Source organism: Xanthomonas prunicola (assembly GCF_002846205.1).
Taxonomy (GTDB): Bacteria; Pseudomonadota; Gammaproteobacteria; order Xanthomonadales; family Xanthomonadaceae; genus Xanthomonas; species Xanthomonas prunicola.
In genome coordinates, this window is record NZ_PHKV01000014.1 from 32,688 (window position 1) to 51,960 (window position 19,273).

The 19,273-nt window shown below is 63.0% G+C and carries 12 protein-coding genes; 7 read left to right on the forward strand and 5 right to left on the reverse strand.

Going from position 1 to position 19,273, the window contains the following annotated elements:
- Position 1 precedes the first annotated feature (1 nt).
- From gyrB to dnaA, 4 genes are all read right to left on the reverse strand, one after another.
- A complete protein-coding gene (gene gyrB / locus XpruCFBP8353_RS21270) occupies positions 2-2,446 on the reverse strand; it encodes a DNA topoisomerase (ATP-hydrolyzing) subunit B (protein ID WP_101365006.1) in 2,445 nt (814 codons plus the stop codon).
- A gap of 114 nt (positions 2,447-2,560) precedes the next feature.
- Positions 2,561-3,664: a DNA replication/repair protein RecF gene (recF, locus tag XpruCFBP8353_RS21275; RefSeq protein WP_101365007.1), complete on the reverse strand. Its 1,104-nt coding sequence runs from the start codon at positions 3,662-3,664 to the stop codon at positions 2,561-2,563.
- A gap of 1,071 nt (positions 3,665-4,735) precedes the next feature.
- Complete coding sequence (gene dnaN / locus XpruCFBP8353_RS21280; RefSeq protein ID WP_010364809.1) at positions 4,736-5,836, reverse strand: DNA polymerase III subunit beta; 1,101 nt, start codon at positions 5,834-5,836, stop codon at positions 4,736-4,738.
- A 277-nt stretch (positions 5,837-6,113) separates the two neighbouring features.
- A complete protein-coding gene (gene dnaA, locus XpruCFBP8353_RS21285) occupies positions 6,114-7,442 on the reverse strand; it encodes a chromosomal replication initiator protein DnaA (RefSeq protein WP_101365008.1) in 1,329 nt (442 codons plus the stop codon).
- 242 nt (positions 7,443-7,684) lie between these two features.
- Here dnaA and rpmH point away from each other — a divergent pair, with 242 nt between their 5' ends.
- The 5 genes from rpmH (at position 7,685) to mnmE (ending at position 14,332) form a co-directional block, all read left to right on the forward strand.
- Entirely contained in the window at positions 7,685-7,825 is a 141-nt protein-coding gene (gene rpmH / locus XpruCFBP8353_RS21295; RefSeq protein WP_002805908.1) for a 50S ribosomal protein L34, read from the forward strand.
- 38 nt (positions 7,826-7,863) lie between these two features.
- Complete coding sequence (gene rnpA / locus XpruCFBP8353_RS21300) at positions 7,864-8,301, forward strand: ribonuclease P protein component (protein ID WP_101365027.1); 438 nt, start codon at positions 7,864-7,866, stop codon at positions 8,299-8,301.
- Positions 8,302-8,326: 25 nt separating this feature from the next.
- Positions 8,327-10,051, forward strand: a complete 1,725-nt coding sequence (gene yidC / locus XpruCFBP8353_RS21305; RefSeq protein WP_101365009.1) for a membrane protein insertase YidC — start codon at positions 8,327-8,329, stop codon at positions 10,049-10,051.
- A 78-nt stretch (positions 10,052-10,129) separates the two neighbouring features.
- Positions 10,130-12,832, forward strand: a complete 2,703-nt coding sequence (locus XpruCFBP8353_RS21310; protein ID WP_101365010.1) for a polysaccharide deacetylase family protein — start codon at positions 10,130-10,132, stop codon at positions 12,830-12,832.
- A 159-nt stretch (positions 12,833-12,991) separates the two neighbouring features.
- On the forward strand, positions 12,992-14,332 hold the full coding sequence (gene mnmE / locus XpruCFBP8353_RS21315) for a tRNA uridine-5-carboxymethylaminomethyl(34) synthesis GTPase MnmE (RefSeq protein ID WP_101365011.1): 1,341 nt from the start codon (positions 12,992-12,994) through the stop codon (positions 14,330-14,332).
- Between the two features lie 165 nt (positions 14,333-14,497).
- On the opposite strand, the gene XpruCFBP8353_RS21320 is transcribed toward mnmE, so the two are convergent.
- The gene (locus tag XpruCFBP8353_RS21320) at positions 14,498-15,355 is read right to left on the reverse strand and encodes an acid phosphatase (protein ID WP_101365012.1); all 858 of its coding nucleotides are present in this window, start codon (positions 15,353-15,355) and stop codon (positions 14,498-14,500) included.
- 195 nt (positions 15,356-15,550) lie between these two features.
- Between XpruCFBP8353_RS21320 and XpruCFBP8353_RS21325 the strand changes: the two genes are divergently transcribed.
- Together XpruCFBP8353_RS21325 and XpruCFBP8353_RS21330 are read left to right on the forward strand one after the other, a co-directional pair.
- Positions 15,551-17,851, forward strand: a complete 2,301-nt coding sequence (locus XpruCFBP8353_RS21325; RefSeq protein ID WP_101365013.1) for a TonB-dependent receptor — start codon at positions 15,551-15,553, stop codon at positions 17,849-17,851.
- 254 nt (positions 17,852-18,105) lie between these two features.
- Positions 18,106-19,206, forward strand: a complete 1,101-nt coding sequence (locus tag XpruCFBP8353_RS21330; RefSeq protein WP_101365014.1) for a glycerophosphodiester phosphodiesterase — start codon at positions 18,106-18,108, stop codon at positions 19,204-19,206.
- Positions 19,207-19,273: the final 67 nt, after the last annotated feature.

Genomic DNA, 19,273 nt, shown 5'->3' on the forward strand with positions numbered 1-19,273 from the left:
CTCAGATATCCAGGTTGGACACCTTCAGCGCGTTGTCCTCGATGAAGTCGCGGCGTGGTTCGACCACATCGCCCATCAGGGTGCTGAAGATCTGGTCGGCGGCCACCGCATCCTCGATCCGCACCTGCAACAAGCGGCGCGTGTCCGGGTTGACCGTGGTTTCCCACAGCTGTTCGGCATTCATTTCGCCCAGGCCCTTGAAGCGCTGTACCTGGCGGCCGCGCTTGGCCTCGTCCAGCAACCAGGCGTGCGCCTGGGCGAAGCTGGTGATCGGGTGGGTCTTGTTGCCACGCACGATCTGCGCGCCTTCGCGGATCAGGTCGTTCAGCGCCAGCGACACTTCCCGCAGCGGACGCAACTCGCCGCTTTCGAACGCGCCCATCGGCAGCACCTGGGTGAACTCCTCGCCCATGTGCCGGCGGATGGCCACCAGCGTGGCAGGCGCGGTCTCAGTGCCCGGATCGAAGCGCAGCTGGTAACGCGCGGTGCCCAGGGTGCCGCGGTTGAGGACTGCCTGCAGCGCATCCAGGGTGGGGTGCTGGTCGCCTTCGGCCTGCAGTTTTTCCACATCCAGCGGCGGCAGGTCGATCAATGCGGTGAGCAGCGCCGGGTCGTAGCGGTGCGCGTTGCGCGCGATCGCTTCGTTGGCGCTGGTGAACAGCATCAGCAGTTTTTCCAGCGCTTCGCCGGTGATCGGCGGCTCGTCGGTGGCCGGAATCAGCGCCGCACCTTCGACCGCATTGCTGGCCAGGTAGGCGTTGAGCGCCGCGTCGTCCTTTAGATACAGCTCGCTCTTGCCCTGCTTGAGCTTGTACAGCGGCGGTAGGCCGATGTAGATGTAGCCGCGCTCGATCAGCTCCGGCATCTGCCGGTAGAAGAAGGTCAGCAGCAGGGTGCGGATGTGCGAGCCGTCGACGTCGGCGTCGGTCATCAGGATGATGCGGTGGTAGCGCAGCTTGTCCGGGTTGTACTCGTCGCGGCCGATACCGGTGCCCAGCGCAGTGATGAGCGTGCCGACCTGGTCGGACGCCAGCATGCGGTCGAAGCGCGCGCGTTCGACATTGAGGATCTTGCCGCGCAACGGCAGCACCGCCTGGTTCTTGCGGTTGCGTCCCTGCTTGGCCGAGCCACCTGCCGAGTCACCCTCGACGATGAACAGCTCCGACAGTGCCGGATCCTTTTCCTGGCAGTCGGCGAGCTTGCCGGGCAGGCCGGCGATGTCCAGCGCGCCCTTGCGGCGGGTCAGGTCGCGCGCCTTGCGGGCGGCTTCGCGCGCGCGTGCGGCATCGACAATCTTGCCGGTGATGGCCTTGGCTTCGTTCGGATTTTCCTGCAGGAACTCCTGCAGGCGCGCACCGAAGGCGTTTTCCACCGCCGGGCGCACATCCGAGCTGACCAGCTTTTCCTTGGTCTGCGAGGAGAAACTGGGGTCGGGCACCTTCACCGACAGCACCGCGATCATGCCTTCGCGCATGTCGTCGCCGGTCAGGGCGACCTTCGCCTGCTTGGCGATGCCGTTCTGCTCGATGTAGTTGCTGAGCACACGCGTCAGCGCCGCGCGGAAACCTGCCAGGTGGGTGCCGCCATCCTTCTGCGGGATGTTGTTGGTGAAGCAGTACATGGTTTCCTGGTAGGCGTCGGTCCATTGCAGGGCCACGTCCACCACGATGCCGTTGTGCTCGCCGGTCACCGAAATCACGTTGGGGTGCAGCGGCGACTTGAGCTGCGCCAGATGCTCGACGAAGCTGCGGATGCCACCTTCGTAATGGAAATCGTCGCGACGGCCTTCGCCGCGCTCGTCGATCAGCGCGATCTTGACCCCGGAATTGAGGAACGACAGCTCGCGCAGGCGGCGCGCCAGGATGTCGTAGTGGAATTCGACATCGCTGAAGATGGCCACGGCCGGCTTGAACCGCAGTGTCGTGCCGCGCTTGGTCGAGGCTTCGAGCTGCTTGAGCGGGTACTGCGGCTCGCCCAGCGCGTATTCCTGCTGGTAGTGGAAACCGTCGCGCCAGATGTCCAGCCACAGGTGCTCGGACAGCGCGTTGACCACCGACACGCCCACGCCATGCAGGCCGCCGGACACCTTGTAGCTGTTGTCGTCGAACTTGCCGCCGGCATGCAGCACGGTGAGGATGACCTCGGCGGCCGAGACGCCTTCTTCCTTGTGGATGTCGACCGGCACGCCGCGACCGTTGTCGGACACCGCCACCGAGCCATCGACCAGGATTTTCACCACGATGTCGTCGGCATGGCCGGCCAGGGCTTCGTCGACCGAGTTGTCGACCACTTCGAACACCATGTGGTGCAAGCCGGTGCCGTCATGGACGTCGCCGATATACATGCCGGGGCGCTTGCGGACGGCTTCCAGGCCACGCAGCACGGTGATCTTGCTGGAGTCGTAAGTGCCGTTGGGTGTTGGCGGGGTGTTTTGTTCGTCGGTCATGCGCGTGCCGTTGGCTCCACAACACGGGCAAAGACGGCAGTAGCCACTTTGCACCGTGGGAAAAGGGGGATAGCGAGACAAATTATACCAGCCGGCCCACCCCGGCCGTTGAGCTCAATCCTGGGACGCCTGCAGCGCGACCTGGCCGTGTTCCACGTGGAACCGGTGCAACAGCGCACCAGCGTCTGCCAGCCCGGGCGGGGTCTCGGTCGCGGTGATCAGCACTTGCGCTGGCGCGGCAACAAGCCGCTGCAAGACGCGCGCCTGGTGATGCCGATCCAGCTCCGAACCCAGGTCATCCAACGCGATGACCGGCCATTCGCCGCGCTCGAAGGCAAAGTCTTCGGCCTGTGCGAGTAGACAGGCCAGGGCAGTGAGCTTGGCTTGGCCGCGGGAAAGCGCGTCCTTGCCAGGAAGCACGTCGAAGCTGGGCATCCAATCCGCACGGTGCGGACCTTGTGAGGTGTAACCGTTCTGGCGATCGCGCTCGCGGGCAAGCAACAGGGCATCGGCAAGAGAAACGTCGTGGCGCTTCCACCCGGGAGCAAACGTCAATGAGGACAAGCCAAGCGATGGCGCGATCGCCTCAGCCACTGGAATCAGCCGTTCCTGCAACCGCTCCAGGTAGCGTACGCGCCGGGACGTCAGCGTTTCCCCGGATTCGGCAAGTTCGTGATCCCAAGCATCCAGCATGCGAGGCTGCGCGCCTTGCTTGAGCAGTGCATTGCGCTGCTTGAGCGCTCGGGCGTAGCGGCGCCACAGGGCCAGGAAATCGGGTTCCACGTGGAACAGCCCCCAATCCAGGAAGCGGCGCCGTGGTTCACCACCACCGCTAATCAACACGTGACTACCCGGCTCGAAGGTCACCACGGCCAACGCGGCACACAAAGATCCCAACTGCGCCACGTCCTCGCCATCCAGGCGCCCCGTCCATTCCTGCCCGCTATGACGCAAGCCGGCACGACGTGTCCGCTCACCCACAGCGCCGCCTTCCTTCCACTCCACGAACACTTCAAGGTCAGGTGTGCCCTGTTGAATCAGGCCGTCGCGGACTCGGCCACGGAAGCTACGCCCGTAGGCCATCAGGTGCAGCGCTTCGAGCACGCTGGTCTTGCCCGCGCCGTTATCGCCGGTCAGCAGATTCAACGCACTGGCGGGATGCAGCTCGACCGTTTGGAAGCGACGAAGCCGATGAATGGACAACCGCACTACATGCATTGATCGGTGTGCTCTGGCGTGTAATCCGGCATGCCGGTCGGGTCGAAGGATACGTGATCGGCATGAAAGCCGTGCAGACATGCGCAGGGACGGTCTTGGACAGAAAGGGGATAACCTGTGGATAAAAACAAGACACTGAAGCCGCTTTCGCCTTATCCACAGCTTGTAGGCGTGCAACCAGGCTTATAAACACAGGGTTTCGTGGCTGCAAAAGCGTTCATAAACAATGACTTGATCTACTTTTTGGTGAAATCTGCCCCTACCATCACCACCAAGCTCTTAAATTATTTCTAGATTTAAAAGCAAAGCACGATGTGCATAAGTCAAAAACGGTCTTCGGGGAACAACCAGAGCCTGGCCAACCAACCAGCGAGTCACACCGACAGTGCGCGTCTCGCCACTATCTGCTGAACTGATTCAGTTCCAAAAGCGAGTTGCACTTCATGGGAGTGTCCAACAAAAGAGACTTGATCTCATGGAAGCTGAAGCTCGCACCAACCTTCAACGGAACGCGTTGCACCCGTCGAGAGCCAGAGCATCTGCACGAACTCGGACGCATCGCCGAACTCGGTTGAGAGTGCCGGTGCGTTGAAACTGGCTTGTCAGCCGCGGCCTTATCTGGCCAATGGGGACCTGTGCAGGCCACTAGCCGTAGCGTTGCGTAAGCAAGATCTCCTCTGGGTTCCACGCAGGTCTGCCCGAGACGCGCGCGCGTCTGGATTGCATCCCGCACCCGCCTCGTCTGGAAACTGGCTTAACTATCATCGGAAAAGGGCGCGCTAACCGAATGGGGATTGCGGGGGACATGTATCAGTGCCTGCCTGATGCAGGCCGTCAATCAGCGGTGTCAAGATTGGGGCCAACTGAAAATACGCGTTGAAGACGCAGTTCAGATGAGTCCGTAACGCGCTTTGCGTCTTCTGCTAAAACCGCCGCTCAGCAGCGCCGTGTTTGCACGTTTAGGCGATCACGCCAAGCCGACTCACGCACGCTAGGCCCAACAAGTTGCAGCACAACGCAACAAAAAGCCCGGCTTTCGCCGGGCTCTCGTGTTCCACGTGGAACGAAGCGTCAGAGACGCAGTGGCATCACCACGTGACGCGACTTCTCGCTGCTGGCCTCACGCACCAATGCGGACGAATTCGCATCCCGCAACTGGATGACCACGTGCTCATCGCGTAGCGCCGACAACGCGTCAAGCAGATAGTTGACGTTGAAGCCAATGGCCAGGTCATCGACCTTGGTATCCGCTTCAATTTCTTCCTGTGCTTCTTCTTGCTCGGGGTTATGCGCGCTGATCTTCAACTGGCCTGGCGACACTTCCACACGTACGCCGCGGTACTTCTCGTTCGAAAGAATGGCCGCACGCTGCAGCGATGCGCGCAGCGCTTCGCGATCAACCTTGACCTCTCGATCGGCACCAATCGGAATCACCGCCTCGTAGTCGGGGAAACGCCCGTCGATCAGTTTCGAGGTGAACGTCACATCGCCGCGCTTAACGCGGATATGGCTACGACCGACTTCCAGTTCCACTTCGCGATCGGCGCCTTCCAACAGGCGCTGCAGCTCGGTCACACCCTTACGGGGCACGATGATCTGGCGCTTGGCGCCGCCAGCCTTCTCCAGCTCCATCTCGCACAAGGCCAAACGGTGTCCGTCGGTCGCCACGCAGCGAAGCAAACCGTCGCGCAGATCGAACAACAGACCGTTGAGGTAATACCGCACGTCTTGCTGCGCCATCGCGAACGCGGTGCGCTCGATCAGCTCCTTCAGCCCAGCCTCGGGCACCACCACGCGCTCGGTCGCCTCGACTTCGTCCACGGACGGGAAGTCGTTGGCCGGCAGCGTCGCCAGCGTGAAGCGGCTACGCCCTGCCTGCACGGTGACCTTGTCGCCGGTCTGCGAGATGGTGACGCGGCTACCATCGGGCAGGGCACGCAGGATGTCGAACAACTTGCGTGCAGGAATCGTGGTTTCGCCGTCCTGCGCGTCCTCCACCATCGTGCGCGAGATCATTTCCACTTCCAGGTCCGTGCCGGTCAACGACACCTGTCCGTCCTTGACCTGCACCAGCAAGTTGGCCAGAACAGGCAGGGTTTGACGGCGTTCGACCACATTGACCACCTGGGCCAACGGTTTGAGGAAGGCTTCGCGCTGCAGTGTAAAACGCATGTGGTTCCGTGCCCCTATGCTTTAAAAGATAATGGAATAAATCAAAAGCTTGGTGGTGATGGTAGGGCCGTTTTCAGCGGATAACCACCATAACTGTTTGTTTCCAAAGACATTTCAGCGCCTGAAACTCTTGGGACTAGTCCGCCTGATCTGGTGGGAAAACCTGTGGATAGTTTTCAAGCCGAACCGCGGCGCAACGTTATCCACAGATTCTCCCGCATTTGACCCCAACGTTTCCATGCTTTTTTCCAGCAAGGTCACAATCGAGGTCAACGGCCTACTCACTGAGCTTGCGAATCAGCTTTTCCCAGTCCTCGCGCAGCTTGCCGTCGGCCTCCATCAGCGTGCGGATCTGCCGGCAGGCATGCAGCACGGTGGTGTGGTCGCGGCCGGCAAACGCGTCGCCGATCTCCGGCAGGCTGTGTTCGGTGAGCTCCTTGGCCAGCGCCATCGCGACCTGGCGCGGGCGTGCCAGCGAACGGGTCCGCCGCTTGGAGAGCAAATCCTTCATCTGCAGGCCGTAGTAGTCCGCAACGGTCTTCTGGATGTTGGGGATGCCGATCGCTTGTTGCTGGGCGCGCAGCAGATCGCGCAGCGTCTCCTGGGCGAATTCCACCGTGATCGAACGCCCGGTGAAATTGGCACGCGCCACCAGCGTGTTGAGCGCGCCTTCGAGGTCGCGCACGTTGGAGCGCATCTTCTTGGCAATCAGGAACGCCACGTCATCGGGAATCTCGGCGCCGCGTTCGCGCGCCTTGGCGAGCACGATGGCTGCGCGGGTTTCGAAATCCGGCGGATCGATCGCGACCGACAAACCCCAGGCCAGGCGCGACTTCAGCCGCGGCTCCAGGCCTTCCACTTCGCGCGGGTAGCGATCGCAGGTCAGGATGATCTGCTGGCGGCCGTCGAACAGCGCGTTGAAGGTGTGGAAGAACTCTTCCTGGGTGCGGTCCTTGCCGGCAAAGAACTGGATGTCGTCGATCAGCAACGCGTCGATCTGCTGGAACTGGCGCTTGAACTGGTCCATCGCCTTGTCCTGCAGCGCCCGGATCATCGCGCTGAAGAACTGTTCCGAACGCAGATACATCACCTTGGCAGCCGGATTGGCCTGCCGCAGCGCATTGCCCGCGGCGAACATCAGGTGGGTCTTGCCCAGGCCGGTGCTGCCGTACAACAGCAACGGGTTGTGCGCACGGTCGCCGGGCTTCTGCGCAGCCTGGATCGCCGCTGCAAGACCAAGCTGGTTGCTGCGGCCTTCGACGAAGTTGGCGAAGGTGTAATGCGAATCCAGGTTGCCGGCAAACGGCACGGTCGGCGCGGCGACCGGCGCACTGGGCACGGCCATCGGTGCCGGAGCAGGTTCCGGCGCGCGTGGACGTGAGCCCACCGCCAGCGCCACCTCGCCATTGCCGGCGAAGTACGCCAGCAGCTCGCGGATGCGCGGCAGGTAGCGTTCGCGGACCTGGTCGACGATGAAGGCGTTCGGGGCGTACAGCACGATGCTGTCGCCGCGGTCTTCGGCTTGCAGGGGTTTCAACCAGGTGTGAACGTCTTCGGGCGGGAATTCGGCTTCGAGACGTTCCAGACAGCGGGGCCAAGCATCCATCAAAGTGTGATCATCTGTTGCTGGCTGCGGCGCGCAGCAAGGCGCCGTGCACGCAGCCCGGTAGTGAAAAGAGGATGAGCCAGACTAGCACCGGGAACACGGTTTTCCCAGAGTTATTCACAGGTCCATCCACAGGTGGCGGTCATCATCACCTGCGGTAAAGCCTGCGGGGTGTTGACCCGGGATGTCGCGGACCTATAGAATTGCCGGTTCTATTCGTCTCCATTCATGCAGAGGGCCCCATGGCCACCAAGCGTACTTTCCAACCCAGCAACCTCAAGCGAGCACGCGACCATGGCTTCCGCGCACGTATGGCAACCGCCGACGGCCGCAAGATCCTGGCTCGCCGCCGCGCCAAGGGCCGCAAGCGCCTGAGCGCTTGATTGCCGCGCCGCTCCCTGCGGCCGAGGCAGTCCTTACCGTGAACGCATCGAACCCGTGCAGGCGATTTCCTCGCTCTGCGCGGGTTCGTACGCGTGCGCAATATACGGTTGTCTTCGATAACGCGCGTCGCACCTCCGATCCGCTACTGAGCCTGCACTGGCGCACTGGCGAGACGCCGCCGCGCCTGGGAATGGCGGTGTCGCGCAAGGTCGATACCCGCGCGGTCGGACGTAACCGCATCAAACGTGTGTTGCGCGATGCCATGCGGCATCTCTTACCTGAGCTGGCCGGTGGCGATTACGTCATCGTGGCGCGCTCGGCAGCCGCAAAAGCGACCAATCCACAGATCCGCGACGCCTTCCTGCGTCTGCTGCGCCGTGCCGGCGCATTGCCCCTACCTGCTGCGCCCGGCACAATGCCGCCCGCCAGGACGATGCACCCATCCTCCCTTTCCCCGACAGAGCCGGAACTGTAGTTCCGACTGAGCGAGTTGCTGCCCGATGAACCAGACCCGTGTTTTCCTGATCTTTGCCTGGCTGATGGTCGCGGCGCTGCTGTGGATGGAGTGGGGCAAAGAGAAGACCGCTGCCAATGCGCCCGTGGCGGCTGCGACGCAGTCGGTGCCGGCGGCACGTGATCTGGATGCGGCAACGCCGAGCGCTGCCAACGTGCCCGCTGCTCAGGCGATTCCGCAGGCTGGCGCGCCGGGTGCGGTCCCGGCGACCAGCACCACCACCGCGCCCCCTGCTGCTGCCGGCGCCGCGCCGGTCATCACGCTGACCTCGGATGTGCTGCGCCTGAAGCTGGATGGCCGCAGCGTGCTCGATGCCGAGCTGCTGCAGTTTCCGCAAACCAAGGACGGCACCGCGCCGGTCAGTCTGCTGACCGAAGATGCGGCGCATCCGTACAACGCCACCAGCGGTTGGGCCAGCGAGCATTCGCCGGTACCGGGCGTGGGCGGCTTCCGTGCCGAACAGCCGGGCACCGCATTCGAGCTGGCCAAGGGTCAGAACACCCTGGTAGTGCCGTTCGTATGGAATGGCCCCAATGGCGTGTCGATCCGCCGCACCTTCACCCTGGAACGCGGCCGCTATGCGATCTCGATCAAGGATGAGGTGATCAACAAGAGCGGCGCGCCGTGGAACGGTTATGTGTTCCGCAAGCTGAGCCGGGTGCCGACCATCCTCAGCCGCGGCATGACCAATCCGGATTCCTTCAGCTTCAACGGTGCGACCTGGTACAGCCCCCAGGAAGGCTACGAGCGTCGCGCGTTCAAGGACTACATGGACGACGGCGGCCTGAATCGCCAGATCACCGGCGGTTGGGTGGCGTTACTGCAGCACCACTTCTTCACTGCGTGGATCCCGCAAAAGGACCAGGCCTCGCTGTATGTGCTGAACCAGGACGGCCCGCGTGACGTGGCCGAACTGCGTGGCCCGGCCTTCACCGTGGCGCCGGGTCAGACCGCCAGCACCGAAGCGCGCCTGTGGGTGGGCCCCAAGCTGGTCAGCCTGATCGCCAAGGAAGACGTGAAGGGCCTGGACCGTGTGGTCGATTACAGCCGCTTCTCGATCATGGCCATCATCGGCCAGGGCCTGTTCTGGGTGCTGAGCCACCTGCACAGCTTCCTGCACAACTGGGGCTGGTCCATCATCGGACTGGTGGTGCTGCTGCGTCTGGCGCTGTACCCGCTGTCGGCCGCGCAGTACAAGTCCGGTGCCAAGATGCGCCGTTTCCAGCCGCGCCTGGCACAGCTGAAGGAGCGTTACGGCGACGATCGCGTCAAGTACCAGCAGGCGACGATGGAGCTGTTCAAGAAGGAAAAGATCAACCCGATGGGCGGCTGCCTGCCGTTGTTGATCCAGATGCCGATCTTCTTCGCGCTGTACTGGGTGTTGGTGGAGTCGGTGGAGCTGCGTCAGGCACCGTGGCTGGGCTGGATCCAGGACCTGACCGCGCGCGACCCGTACTTCATTTTGCCGGTGCTCAACATCTCGATCATGTGGGCGACCCAGAAGCTGACCCCGACCCCGGGCATGGACCCGATGCAGGCCAAGATGATGCAGTTCATGCCGCTGGTGTTCGGCGTCATGATGGCCTTCATGCCGGCCGGCTTGGTGTTGTACTGGGTGGTCAACGGCGGTCTGGGCCTGTTGATCCAGTGGTGGATGATCCGCCAGCACGGCGAGAAGCCAAGCAAGATCATCCAGGCCAACGCCAAGTGAGTTGAAGAAGGCCCGCCGCAAGGCGGGCTTTCTGCATGTCAGCCCGTAGCTGTTGTTTCTTTCGCCAAGGACGCCGTCGTGACCACATTGCCGTTGCATCGCCTGTTGCTGTGCGCAAGTTGCGTGGGAGTGCTGGCGCTGGCCGGCTGTGGGAAGCAGGCTGCGAGCGATGCAGCCTCCACAGCGAAACCCGCTGCTGCAACGACCGCAGGCACGCAGGCCGACAAAACCGTTGACTCTGCGCGGGCAGTGATCGCGCAACTACGCCAACAGCTGGACCGGCACCGCCGCATCATCGTGCTGCTGGCCGATGAGAACAAACAGACGCCGCGCGATCGCGCCACCTCCAGCAGCGTGGGACAGCAGTTGTTCCATGAAAATCTCGAGCAGCGCGAACGCATCGCCGCAGCATTCGACACCGTTCTGACGTCCAAGGATGCAAGTCGGTTCGCAACGATTGCCGCAGTGCTGGACGAAGTGGAATCGGCGCCGGATCTCTTCGATGCAGACCGCCTGGCGTTTGGCGAGGTGTTGCGCGATCTGCATGCGCGCATCGGCCGCGACTCTGCATTGCCAGCGGTGAAACTGCACCAGCGCATCGGTGAGGATCTGGAGGCACTGGACGAGATAGAGCGCACTTACAACAAGGAACTGACGCAGATCTTCAGTCGCTTCGATCGTAGCCGGGCGATCGTGCCCAAGCGCGAAAAGTGGGACGACTACGTGGCGCATCTGCGCACGTTGTACACGCGCGAGACCATCCTGCGCGACCACGGTGTGGTGGAGCCTTACCCATTTTCGGCGCGCGATAGCGACAGCGAAGTGTTCGGACGCGATCTGCCGCCCAAGACGGTGGTGCTGACTTTCGACGACGGCCCGCACAAGGCCTATACCGAAGAGATCGTGGCGATCCTCAAACGCTACGACGTGCCTGGAGTGTTCTTCGAAGTGGGGCGGAATCTCGGCAGCCTGGATGCCGATGGCAAACCGAAGCTGGCGCCCTTGTCCAAGATCAGCCACACGCTGATGGAGGAAGGTTATGCGGTGGGCAATCACAGCCTGACCCATGCGCAGTTGTCCAAGACCACCGGCGATGCGCTGCGCAGCCAGGTGCTCGATACCGATACCCTGCTGCGCGCGGTGGACGACAAACGTGCGCCGCTGTTCCGGTTTCCGTATGGCGCGCGCAATGCGGAGGGGCTGCAGCTCCTGGGCGAAGCCGGGCTGAAATCGATCATGTGGAACATCGATTCGCTGGACTGGGCCGACCCGGTGCCCGAATCGATCGTGCAGCGCGTGCTCGACCAGGTCAACAAGGAACGGCGCGGCATCGTGCTGTTCCATGATATTCACGACCGCGCGGTGAAAGCGCTACCGCAGATTCTCGATCGTCTCATCGCCGACGGCTACCAGTTCGCTGGCTGGAATGGCCGCGACTTTTCAGTGGCGCGTGCACCCAGCGCGGCGGCCGATGCCACGGTGACCACCGGCTACGCGAAATCGTGGGCGATCGTGATCGGTATCGACGACTACGCGCATTGGCCCAAGCTGGAATACGCGGCCAACGATGCGCAGGCGATCGCCAGTACCTTGACCGGGCCGCTGGGATTTCCGTCCTCGCAGGTGATCGTGCTCAAGAACGGCGAGGCAACGCGCAACACTATCCTTGCCGCATTCCATGACCGCCTCGGCGAAGGCCGTGCGCAGACCAACGACCGCGTGTTCGTCTTCTTCGCCGGGCACGGCGCCACGCGCCGGCTCGCCTCTGGACGCGACCTGGGCTACATCATTCCGGTCGATTCGGATCCGCAACATCTGGCCAGCGATGCGATCGCGATGAGCGATCTGCAGAACATTGCCGAAAGCCTGCAAGCCAAACACGTGTTGTTCGTGATGGATGCGTGCTACAGCGGCTTGGGATTGACACGCGGCGGGCCGACTTCCAGCGCGTATTTGCGCGAGAACGCACGGCGCATTGCACGCCAGATGCTCACCGCCGGTGGCGCCGATCAACAGGTGGCCGATAGTGGGCCCAATGGGCATTCGGTGTTCACCTGGGTGTTGCTGCAGGCATTGGCAGGCAAGGGCGACCTCAATGGCGATGGTTTGATCACCGGAACCGAACTGGCCGCGTATATCGCGCCTGCGGTGTCGGCAGTCTCGGCGCAGACACCGGCATTCGGCAGCCTGCCGGGTTCGCAAGGCGGCGAGTTCGTGTTCCATGTTCCCAGCGGCGAAGAATTTCTCACTGCAGATACCGCGCAGCTGTCGGCCGATGCGATTGCGCTCAACGGACGCATGGATGCCGCGCGCCCTGCGCCGGCCGTAGCCGGTGCGGTAGCGACTGCAGCGCCGGTGACGGTGAAAACCCTGCAAGGTGGCGAGGCCACGCTGGTATTGCCCACGGCAGTGAACAGCAGCGACCGCCAACGCGCACAACTGGCCAACGAACGCGGTCTGCAGCTGTACAAGGAAAAGCGCTACGCCGATGCGGCCGAGCAATTTGCCGAAGCGCTCAAGCGACGTCCGGATTTTGCGCTGGCGGCCAATAACCTGGGCTTTGTGTATTACCGTCAGGGGCGCTTCGCCGAATCGGCGCGCTGGCTGGAAAACACCTTGAAGATTGATCCGTCGCGCGCGGTGGCCTATCTCAATCTCGGCGACGCGTATGCAAAGGCCGGCGATCGGGACAAGGCGCGCAAGGCCTATTCGACGTATCTGGAATTGCAGCCACAGGGAAGTGGTGCGGCGCAGGCGCGCGCGCAGCTGCAATCGCTATGACGCAAGGTAGCTGACAAGATCCTGCATGCACACGCCAGGACACCGCGATTGCCGGAGCGGGGAGGTGATCCAAAAAAAAACCGCGAACAGGCAGGTCGGCGCCGGTGGCCGCGCCGCTTAAACTCCACTTGTCTTTCAATCCACGTTAGAGCCACGCCCATGTCGTCTTTCACCTCGACCATCGTTGCCATCGCCAGTGCTGCCGGAATCGGTGGCGTGGGTATCGTGCGTTTGTCCGGGCCGCAGTCGGTGCAGATCGCAGCGCAATTAGGTGTCGCGCGTCTGCAGCCGCGGCATGCGCACTACGCGCGCTTCCGCGACGCGCAGGGCGCGGTGATCGATGACGGCATCGCACTGTGGTTCAACGCGCCGCACAGCTTTACCGGCGACGATGTCGTCGAGCTGCAAGGCCATGGCAGTCCGGTGCTGTTGCGGCAGCTGGTTGCCCGTTGCGTCGAATTGGGCGCGCGCCAGGCACGTGCCGGCGAATTCAGCGAACGTGCGTTTCTCAATGGCAAACTCGATCTTGCGCAGGCCGAAGCCATCGCCGACTTGATCGCGGCCGGCGATCTGCGTGCAGCACGCGCCGCGCGGCGTGCGTTGGATGGCGTATTTTCGCGACGTGTCGATGCGGTGGCGGACAACCTGACCCGCTTGCGTATCCATGTCGAGGCGGCCATCGACTTTGCCGACGAGCCGCTCGATACCTTGGGCGGCAACCAGGTACGCGACGGCTTGACCCAGGCGCGCAACTTGCTCGCCCAGTTGCTGCGCGATGCCGAACGCGGACGTAAGTTGCGCGACGGCCTGCATGCGGTGTTGATCGGCCCGCCCAATGCCGGCAAGAGTTCGTTGCTCAATGCACTGGCCGGTAGCGACCGCGCGATCGTCACCGATGTCGCCGGCACCACCCGCGACACCTTGCACGAAGCGATCCAGCTCGACGGCTTCGAGTTGACCCTGGTCGATACCGCAGGCCTGCGCGACGGCGGCGATGCGATCGAACGCGAAGGTATGCGTCGCGCCCGCGCCGAATTGGAGCGCGCCGATCTGGCATTGGTGGTGCTGGATGCACGCGACCCGCAGGCGGCTCGCGAGGCGATCGGCGACGCCATCGATGCCGTGCCACGGCATCTGTGGATCCACAACAAATACGATCTGCTCAGCGATGCCGCGCCCCTTGATGCCAATGCGATCGCAGTGTCGGCGGTGACCGGGCAAGGACTCGATCAGTTGCACAACAGACTGCGCGACCTTGCGCTCGGCGATGGCGTGGACAGCGTCGATGGCGAATTTTCTGCCCGCACCCGCCACGTCGAGACACTGCGTCGCGCCGAACAACACGTGGACGCCGCCGATCTGGAACTGGGTTTCGAACAACTCGAACTGGCCGCCGAAGAGCTGCGCCTGGCACACGAAGCACTCGGCGAGATCACCGGAAAGATCAGCGCCGATGATTTGCTCGGCAAGATCTTTTCGAGTTTTTGTATCGGCAAGTGATGCGGTGGTGCTCAGCGCGTTGATACGCGCTGAGGTTCTCAGAGTCGGCGCGCGACACAAGTGCGCACTCGCTTAGCACGCCACCTGCATTGGGAGTGCTGCAGGCGGCATCTGTCGGATATCGCGCAAGTGCCACAGGCGCACCAGCCGTCGACGTCTGCTGCGCTACATCACGCCAGGCAACACCGTCTTCAGCGCTTGGCTTTCCGCATCACACGCAGCCATCGCAGATGCCGTTGGCCGCTTTGCCTGCGCCTTCTCAATTTCGCGGCGTGCGGCGGCCAGGTCTTTTTCAAATGCGGGATTGCCGTGCAAGGCGGCGACCGTGGCGGCGCCCACCATGCGGCCCTGGGTGACATCGCTCTGCCAGTGCACGTTGCAGACCAGGCGGCTATCGCCGAAGGCGCGGCCGCGGGCGAGCAGGGCGTCGCGGTGGGCGGGGGCGATTTCCGACAGGATCAGGCCCCAGGTCCAGCCGATGGCGGTGTGGCCAGAGGGGTAAGAGCCGTTCTTGCGCAGGGCTGCGTCATCGTCCGGGCTGCACGTCGGTTGCGCGTTGCGCATGAACGGGCGTGGACGCTGATAGCGCGCCTTGGCGGCGCTGGTGGCGGTGCTGGCATCGCGCAGGCTGCGCTCGAGCAGGCGCATCAGATGCGGGGTGCTGGTCTGGTCGATCTGTATACCGAGCGCGCAGCTGAAATGCGTGGCCGCGGCCGGAAAGCGCAGCACTGCGTCCTGCGCGGCCAGCTCCCAGCGCGGCGTGCCGCGCAGAGCCAGCATGGCCTTGGAAACTGCCTCGTCGTTGGCGAGCGCGGTGCTGCCATCCTGCGGTGGCGGTGGCACCAGCTGCAGGCTGTCGGGCAGTTCGCTCTTTTCCAGGTATCCATGCGCGTCGGTTGCGATCACCGAGCCGGCTGGCGCCGCGCTTTGTCGCGCACCGGCAGCGCCGCTGCCGACCAGCAAGGCGGCGATGGCCACGCCCGTCAGTGTTGCGCGAGAAAGACCTGCACTGTGTTGCGACATGGACACACCCTCAACCAACACGAATGGAAGAGCTCGCAGATTACGACGCATAGATGACACCTGCATGCCAGCGCAACGCAATGACGGCGAGGGATGCGAAAGGGTTGTCGCCGCACTGTCATTTTTCTGTCGCATCGACGCAAGACAACTGTCGCACGCTTGCCGTCATCTTTTGACTCGTCCCCAACGCCGCTCATGCCCAAGACCCATCAGTTAAGTGCCGCCGTTCTCGCCGCGCTCGTGTTCGCGCCTGCCGCCTACGCTGCCGACCTCGACGGGTCAGCCGATACCGGTGCGACCGTGCAGCAACTCGATGCGGTGTCGGTGATTGGCCAGGGCGAAACGCGCCAGGTGCAGCGCATCACCCAGCAGGACATTCCGGTGCTGCCGCCAGGCACCAGCATCCAGAAGCTGCTCAACCGCATGCCGGGCGTGAACGTGCAATCCAATGATGCCTTCGGTGCCAACGAAGAGTCGCAGACGATCAGCCTGCGCGGCTTCAACGGTACGCGCCTGGGCTATACGCTCGACGGTCTGCCGCTGGGCGACAACGCCTATGGCAACTACAACGGTCTCAACATCAGCCGCGCATTGATCGCGGAAAACTTCGGCGGCGTGGAGCTGGCTTCTGGCATCGGTGCATTGGGCACTGCCTCTACCAGCAACCTGGGCGGCACCATCCAGTATTACTCGGCCGATCCGTCCAGCGTGTTTGGCGGGCAGGTGTCGCAGACGGTGGGCTCCGATGCCAATCGCCGTACCTTCCTGCGTGTGGATACCGGCGATTACAATGGGTTTTCGGCGTATCTGTCGGGCATCAACGCCCAAGCCGACATGTGGGCACGCCCGGAATCGCCGACCACCACGCGGCAGTTCAACGCCAAGGGTGTGTACCAGTTCGACGGTGGCAAGCTGACCGCATTTGCCGATACCTCGCGCACCTCACAGGCGGACTATGCGTACCTGTCCAAGAGCGGCATGGCGCGTGGCCTGGGCTGGGACTGGAATCTGTACGCACCGGACTGGAACCGCGCACTGGCCGCAGCGTATTGCGCGCCAGCCACGCGCAACGCAGCGCGTTGCGGTTTCAGCGGCGGTGTCGACAACATCGACGATGCGTATTACCAGAGCCGCGCGTTGCGCGACGACGACCTGTTCTATGTGGCCGGCGACTTCCAGCCTAACGATGCGATTAGCCTGCACACGCAGGTCTACCACCATGAAAACAAGGGCCAGGGCCACTGGTGGTCGCCGGGACAGGCGTCCAATCCAGGCACGCCGCAGGCATTGCCAATCTCCATCCGCAGCACCAATTACTGGATCAACCGCACTGGCGGCATCGCCTCGCTCGGTTGGGACCTGGGTCCGCATCATCTGGAAGCCGGCCTGTGGTACGAGCGCAATCACCATGATGTGGAGCGCAACTTCTACTGGATCGATGGCCCGGTCAGCGACGACAAGTTCCTGCAGAACCCCAACCGTCGCCTGTTCTCGCAGAACTACGTCATCACCACCCGCCAGTTCTATGTACAGGGCAACTTCAAGTTTCTCGATGAGCGCCTGAGCCTGGATCTGGGCATCAAGAGCCCGAGCACCGAAATGACCGCACGCGAGACGCCGGGCGTGGCGGTGGAAGCGCCGGTGGCGACCGGCTCGCTCAAGGCCAGCGAATCGGTGTTGCCGCAGATCGGCTTGGGCTATCGCCTCGCCGAAGGCCAGGAAGTGTTCGCCTCGTACGCGGAAAACATCGCTGCGTTCCAGGGTGGCGGCGCCGGTGGCCCGTTGCTGGTGACCCAGGCATCGTTCGATGCCAGCGTCGGCGCATTGGAGCCGGAAAAATCGCGCACGCTGGAAGCAGGCTATCGCTTCGTACGCGACCGTTTCGAAGCGTCGCTGGTCGGTTACGACGTCACCTTCGACAACCGCCTGCTCTCGCTCAACCCCTGCGCCAGCATCCAGCAGGGCACCACGCCGGCCTGCACCACGCGCTTCTTCAACGTGGGCTCGGTGAGCAGCCGCGGTGGCGAACTGACGGTGATCTGGAAGCCGACCAGCTACCTGCAGTGGTACAACTCGGCGTCGATCAATCGCTCCACCTATGACGACAACTACGTGCAGAACGGCGTGACCATCCCCACCGCCGGCAAGACCACGGTGGATACGCCCAAGCGCATGTTCGCCAGCGAAATCGCCTTCAACTACGCAAACTGGAACATCAACCTGCGTGGCAAGTACACCGGCCAGCGGTATTACACCTACACCAACGATCAAGGCTTTGGCGGCTACACCTCGTTCGATGCCGGCGCCGGGTACGCGTTTGGCCAGGTCGGCGTGCTGCAGGCGCTCAAACTCTCGCTCAACGTCACCAATCTCACCGACAAGCGCTACGCCTCCAACCTCACCGCGTTCGCCAACACCGACCCGAACGGGCGTCAGCTGGCGTTCCATGCCAGCGCGCCGCGGCAGGTGTTTTTGACCTTGGATGCCAAGTTCTGAGGACGGAAATCGGGAATCGGGATTGGGGATTGGGGAATCGTAAGAGCCGGTCTTGCGGTTGCTTACCGATTTCCGGTTTAGATCGACGTAGACAGTTTTAGGCTGGCCAACAAGACGTCGCGAGTGATTTTACGGCGGGTGCGGACGATGCGGCGTCAGCGGGATGTACAGTCGTGCCTCCCGCGCCGCTTATCGACCAGACTCGCCTGGCGGCCATGTGTCGATTCGGTAACTGTTTTTCGTTGGAGAGATGCATGATGCAGTTCGGTCGTATCTGGTTGGCGGGAGCGATGATAGTTGGCATGAGCGGCCCTGCAGTTGCCGAAGCACCGCTGGCCAAGACGGTGCAGATCTTTGCGCACCGTGGTGCCAGTGCGCTGCGCCCGGAACACACGTTGGCCTCGTACGCCAAAGCCATTGTCGATGGCGCCGATTTTGTCGAGCCGGATCTGGTGTCGACCAAGGATGGCGTGCTCATCGCACGGCATGAGAACGAGATCGGTGGCACTACCGATGTGGCCAGCCACCCGGAGTTCGCTGCGCGCAAGACGCGCAAGACCATCGACGGACAGGCGATGGAAGGCTGGTTTACCGAAGATTTCAGCCTGGCCGAGTTGAAGACGCTACGTGCGCGCGAGCGGTTGCCGCAGCTGCGCGGCACGCGTTGGGACGGGCAATTCCAGATCGTTACGTTCGACGAGATCATCGATTTCGTTGCCGCAGAATCGGCAGCGACTGGGCGTCCCATCGGGCTGATACCGGAGATCAAGCACCCGAGTTACTTCAAGGCGCTTGGCCTGCCGATGGAAGACAAGGTATTGGCCACCTTGCATGCGCATGCCTACACACAAACCGCGCCGGTCATCATCCAATCGTTCGAGACCAACAATCTGCGCTACTTGCGCAGCAAGATCGGGCGCACCAGCAACATCCGTCTGCTGCAGTTGCTCGGTGCTGCGCAGATGGCGCTGCCCGATGCCGGCACCGAAGGTGCGCCGAAGACCTATGGGCAGATGATCACACCCGACGGTCTGCAGCAGGTCGCCACGTATGCCGATGCGATCGGCCCCGACATTCGCAGCATCATCCCGCTGGATGCGCAGCAACGCTTGGGCACGCCCACCAGCCTGGTGCACGACGCACATGCGGCCGGGCTGCAGGTGCAGCCGTATACGTTCCGTCCGGAAAATTATTTCCTGGCCGCCAACAACCGCAGCAGCGGCGCAGTGACCGAGCGCAACGACGCCGGCGCGCTGGTCGAGTTGAAGGCGTATCTGGCCGCCGGCATCGATGCGTTCTTTGCCGATGACCCGGGCCTGGCGCGGCGCGCGTTGAACGAACGTGCAGAGCGTTAAACGTGTAGGCGGTTTGTAGGAACGCGCGAGGAGGCGTTCCCGATGACACCCCACCGCGCACACGCGC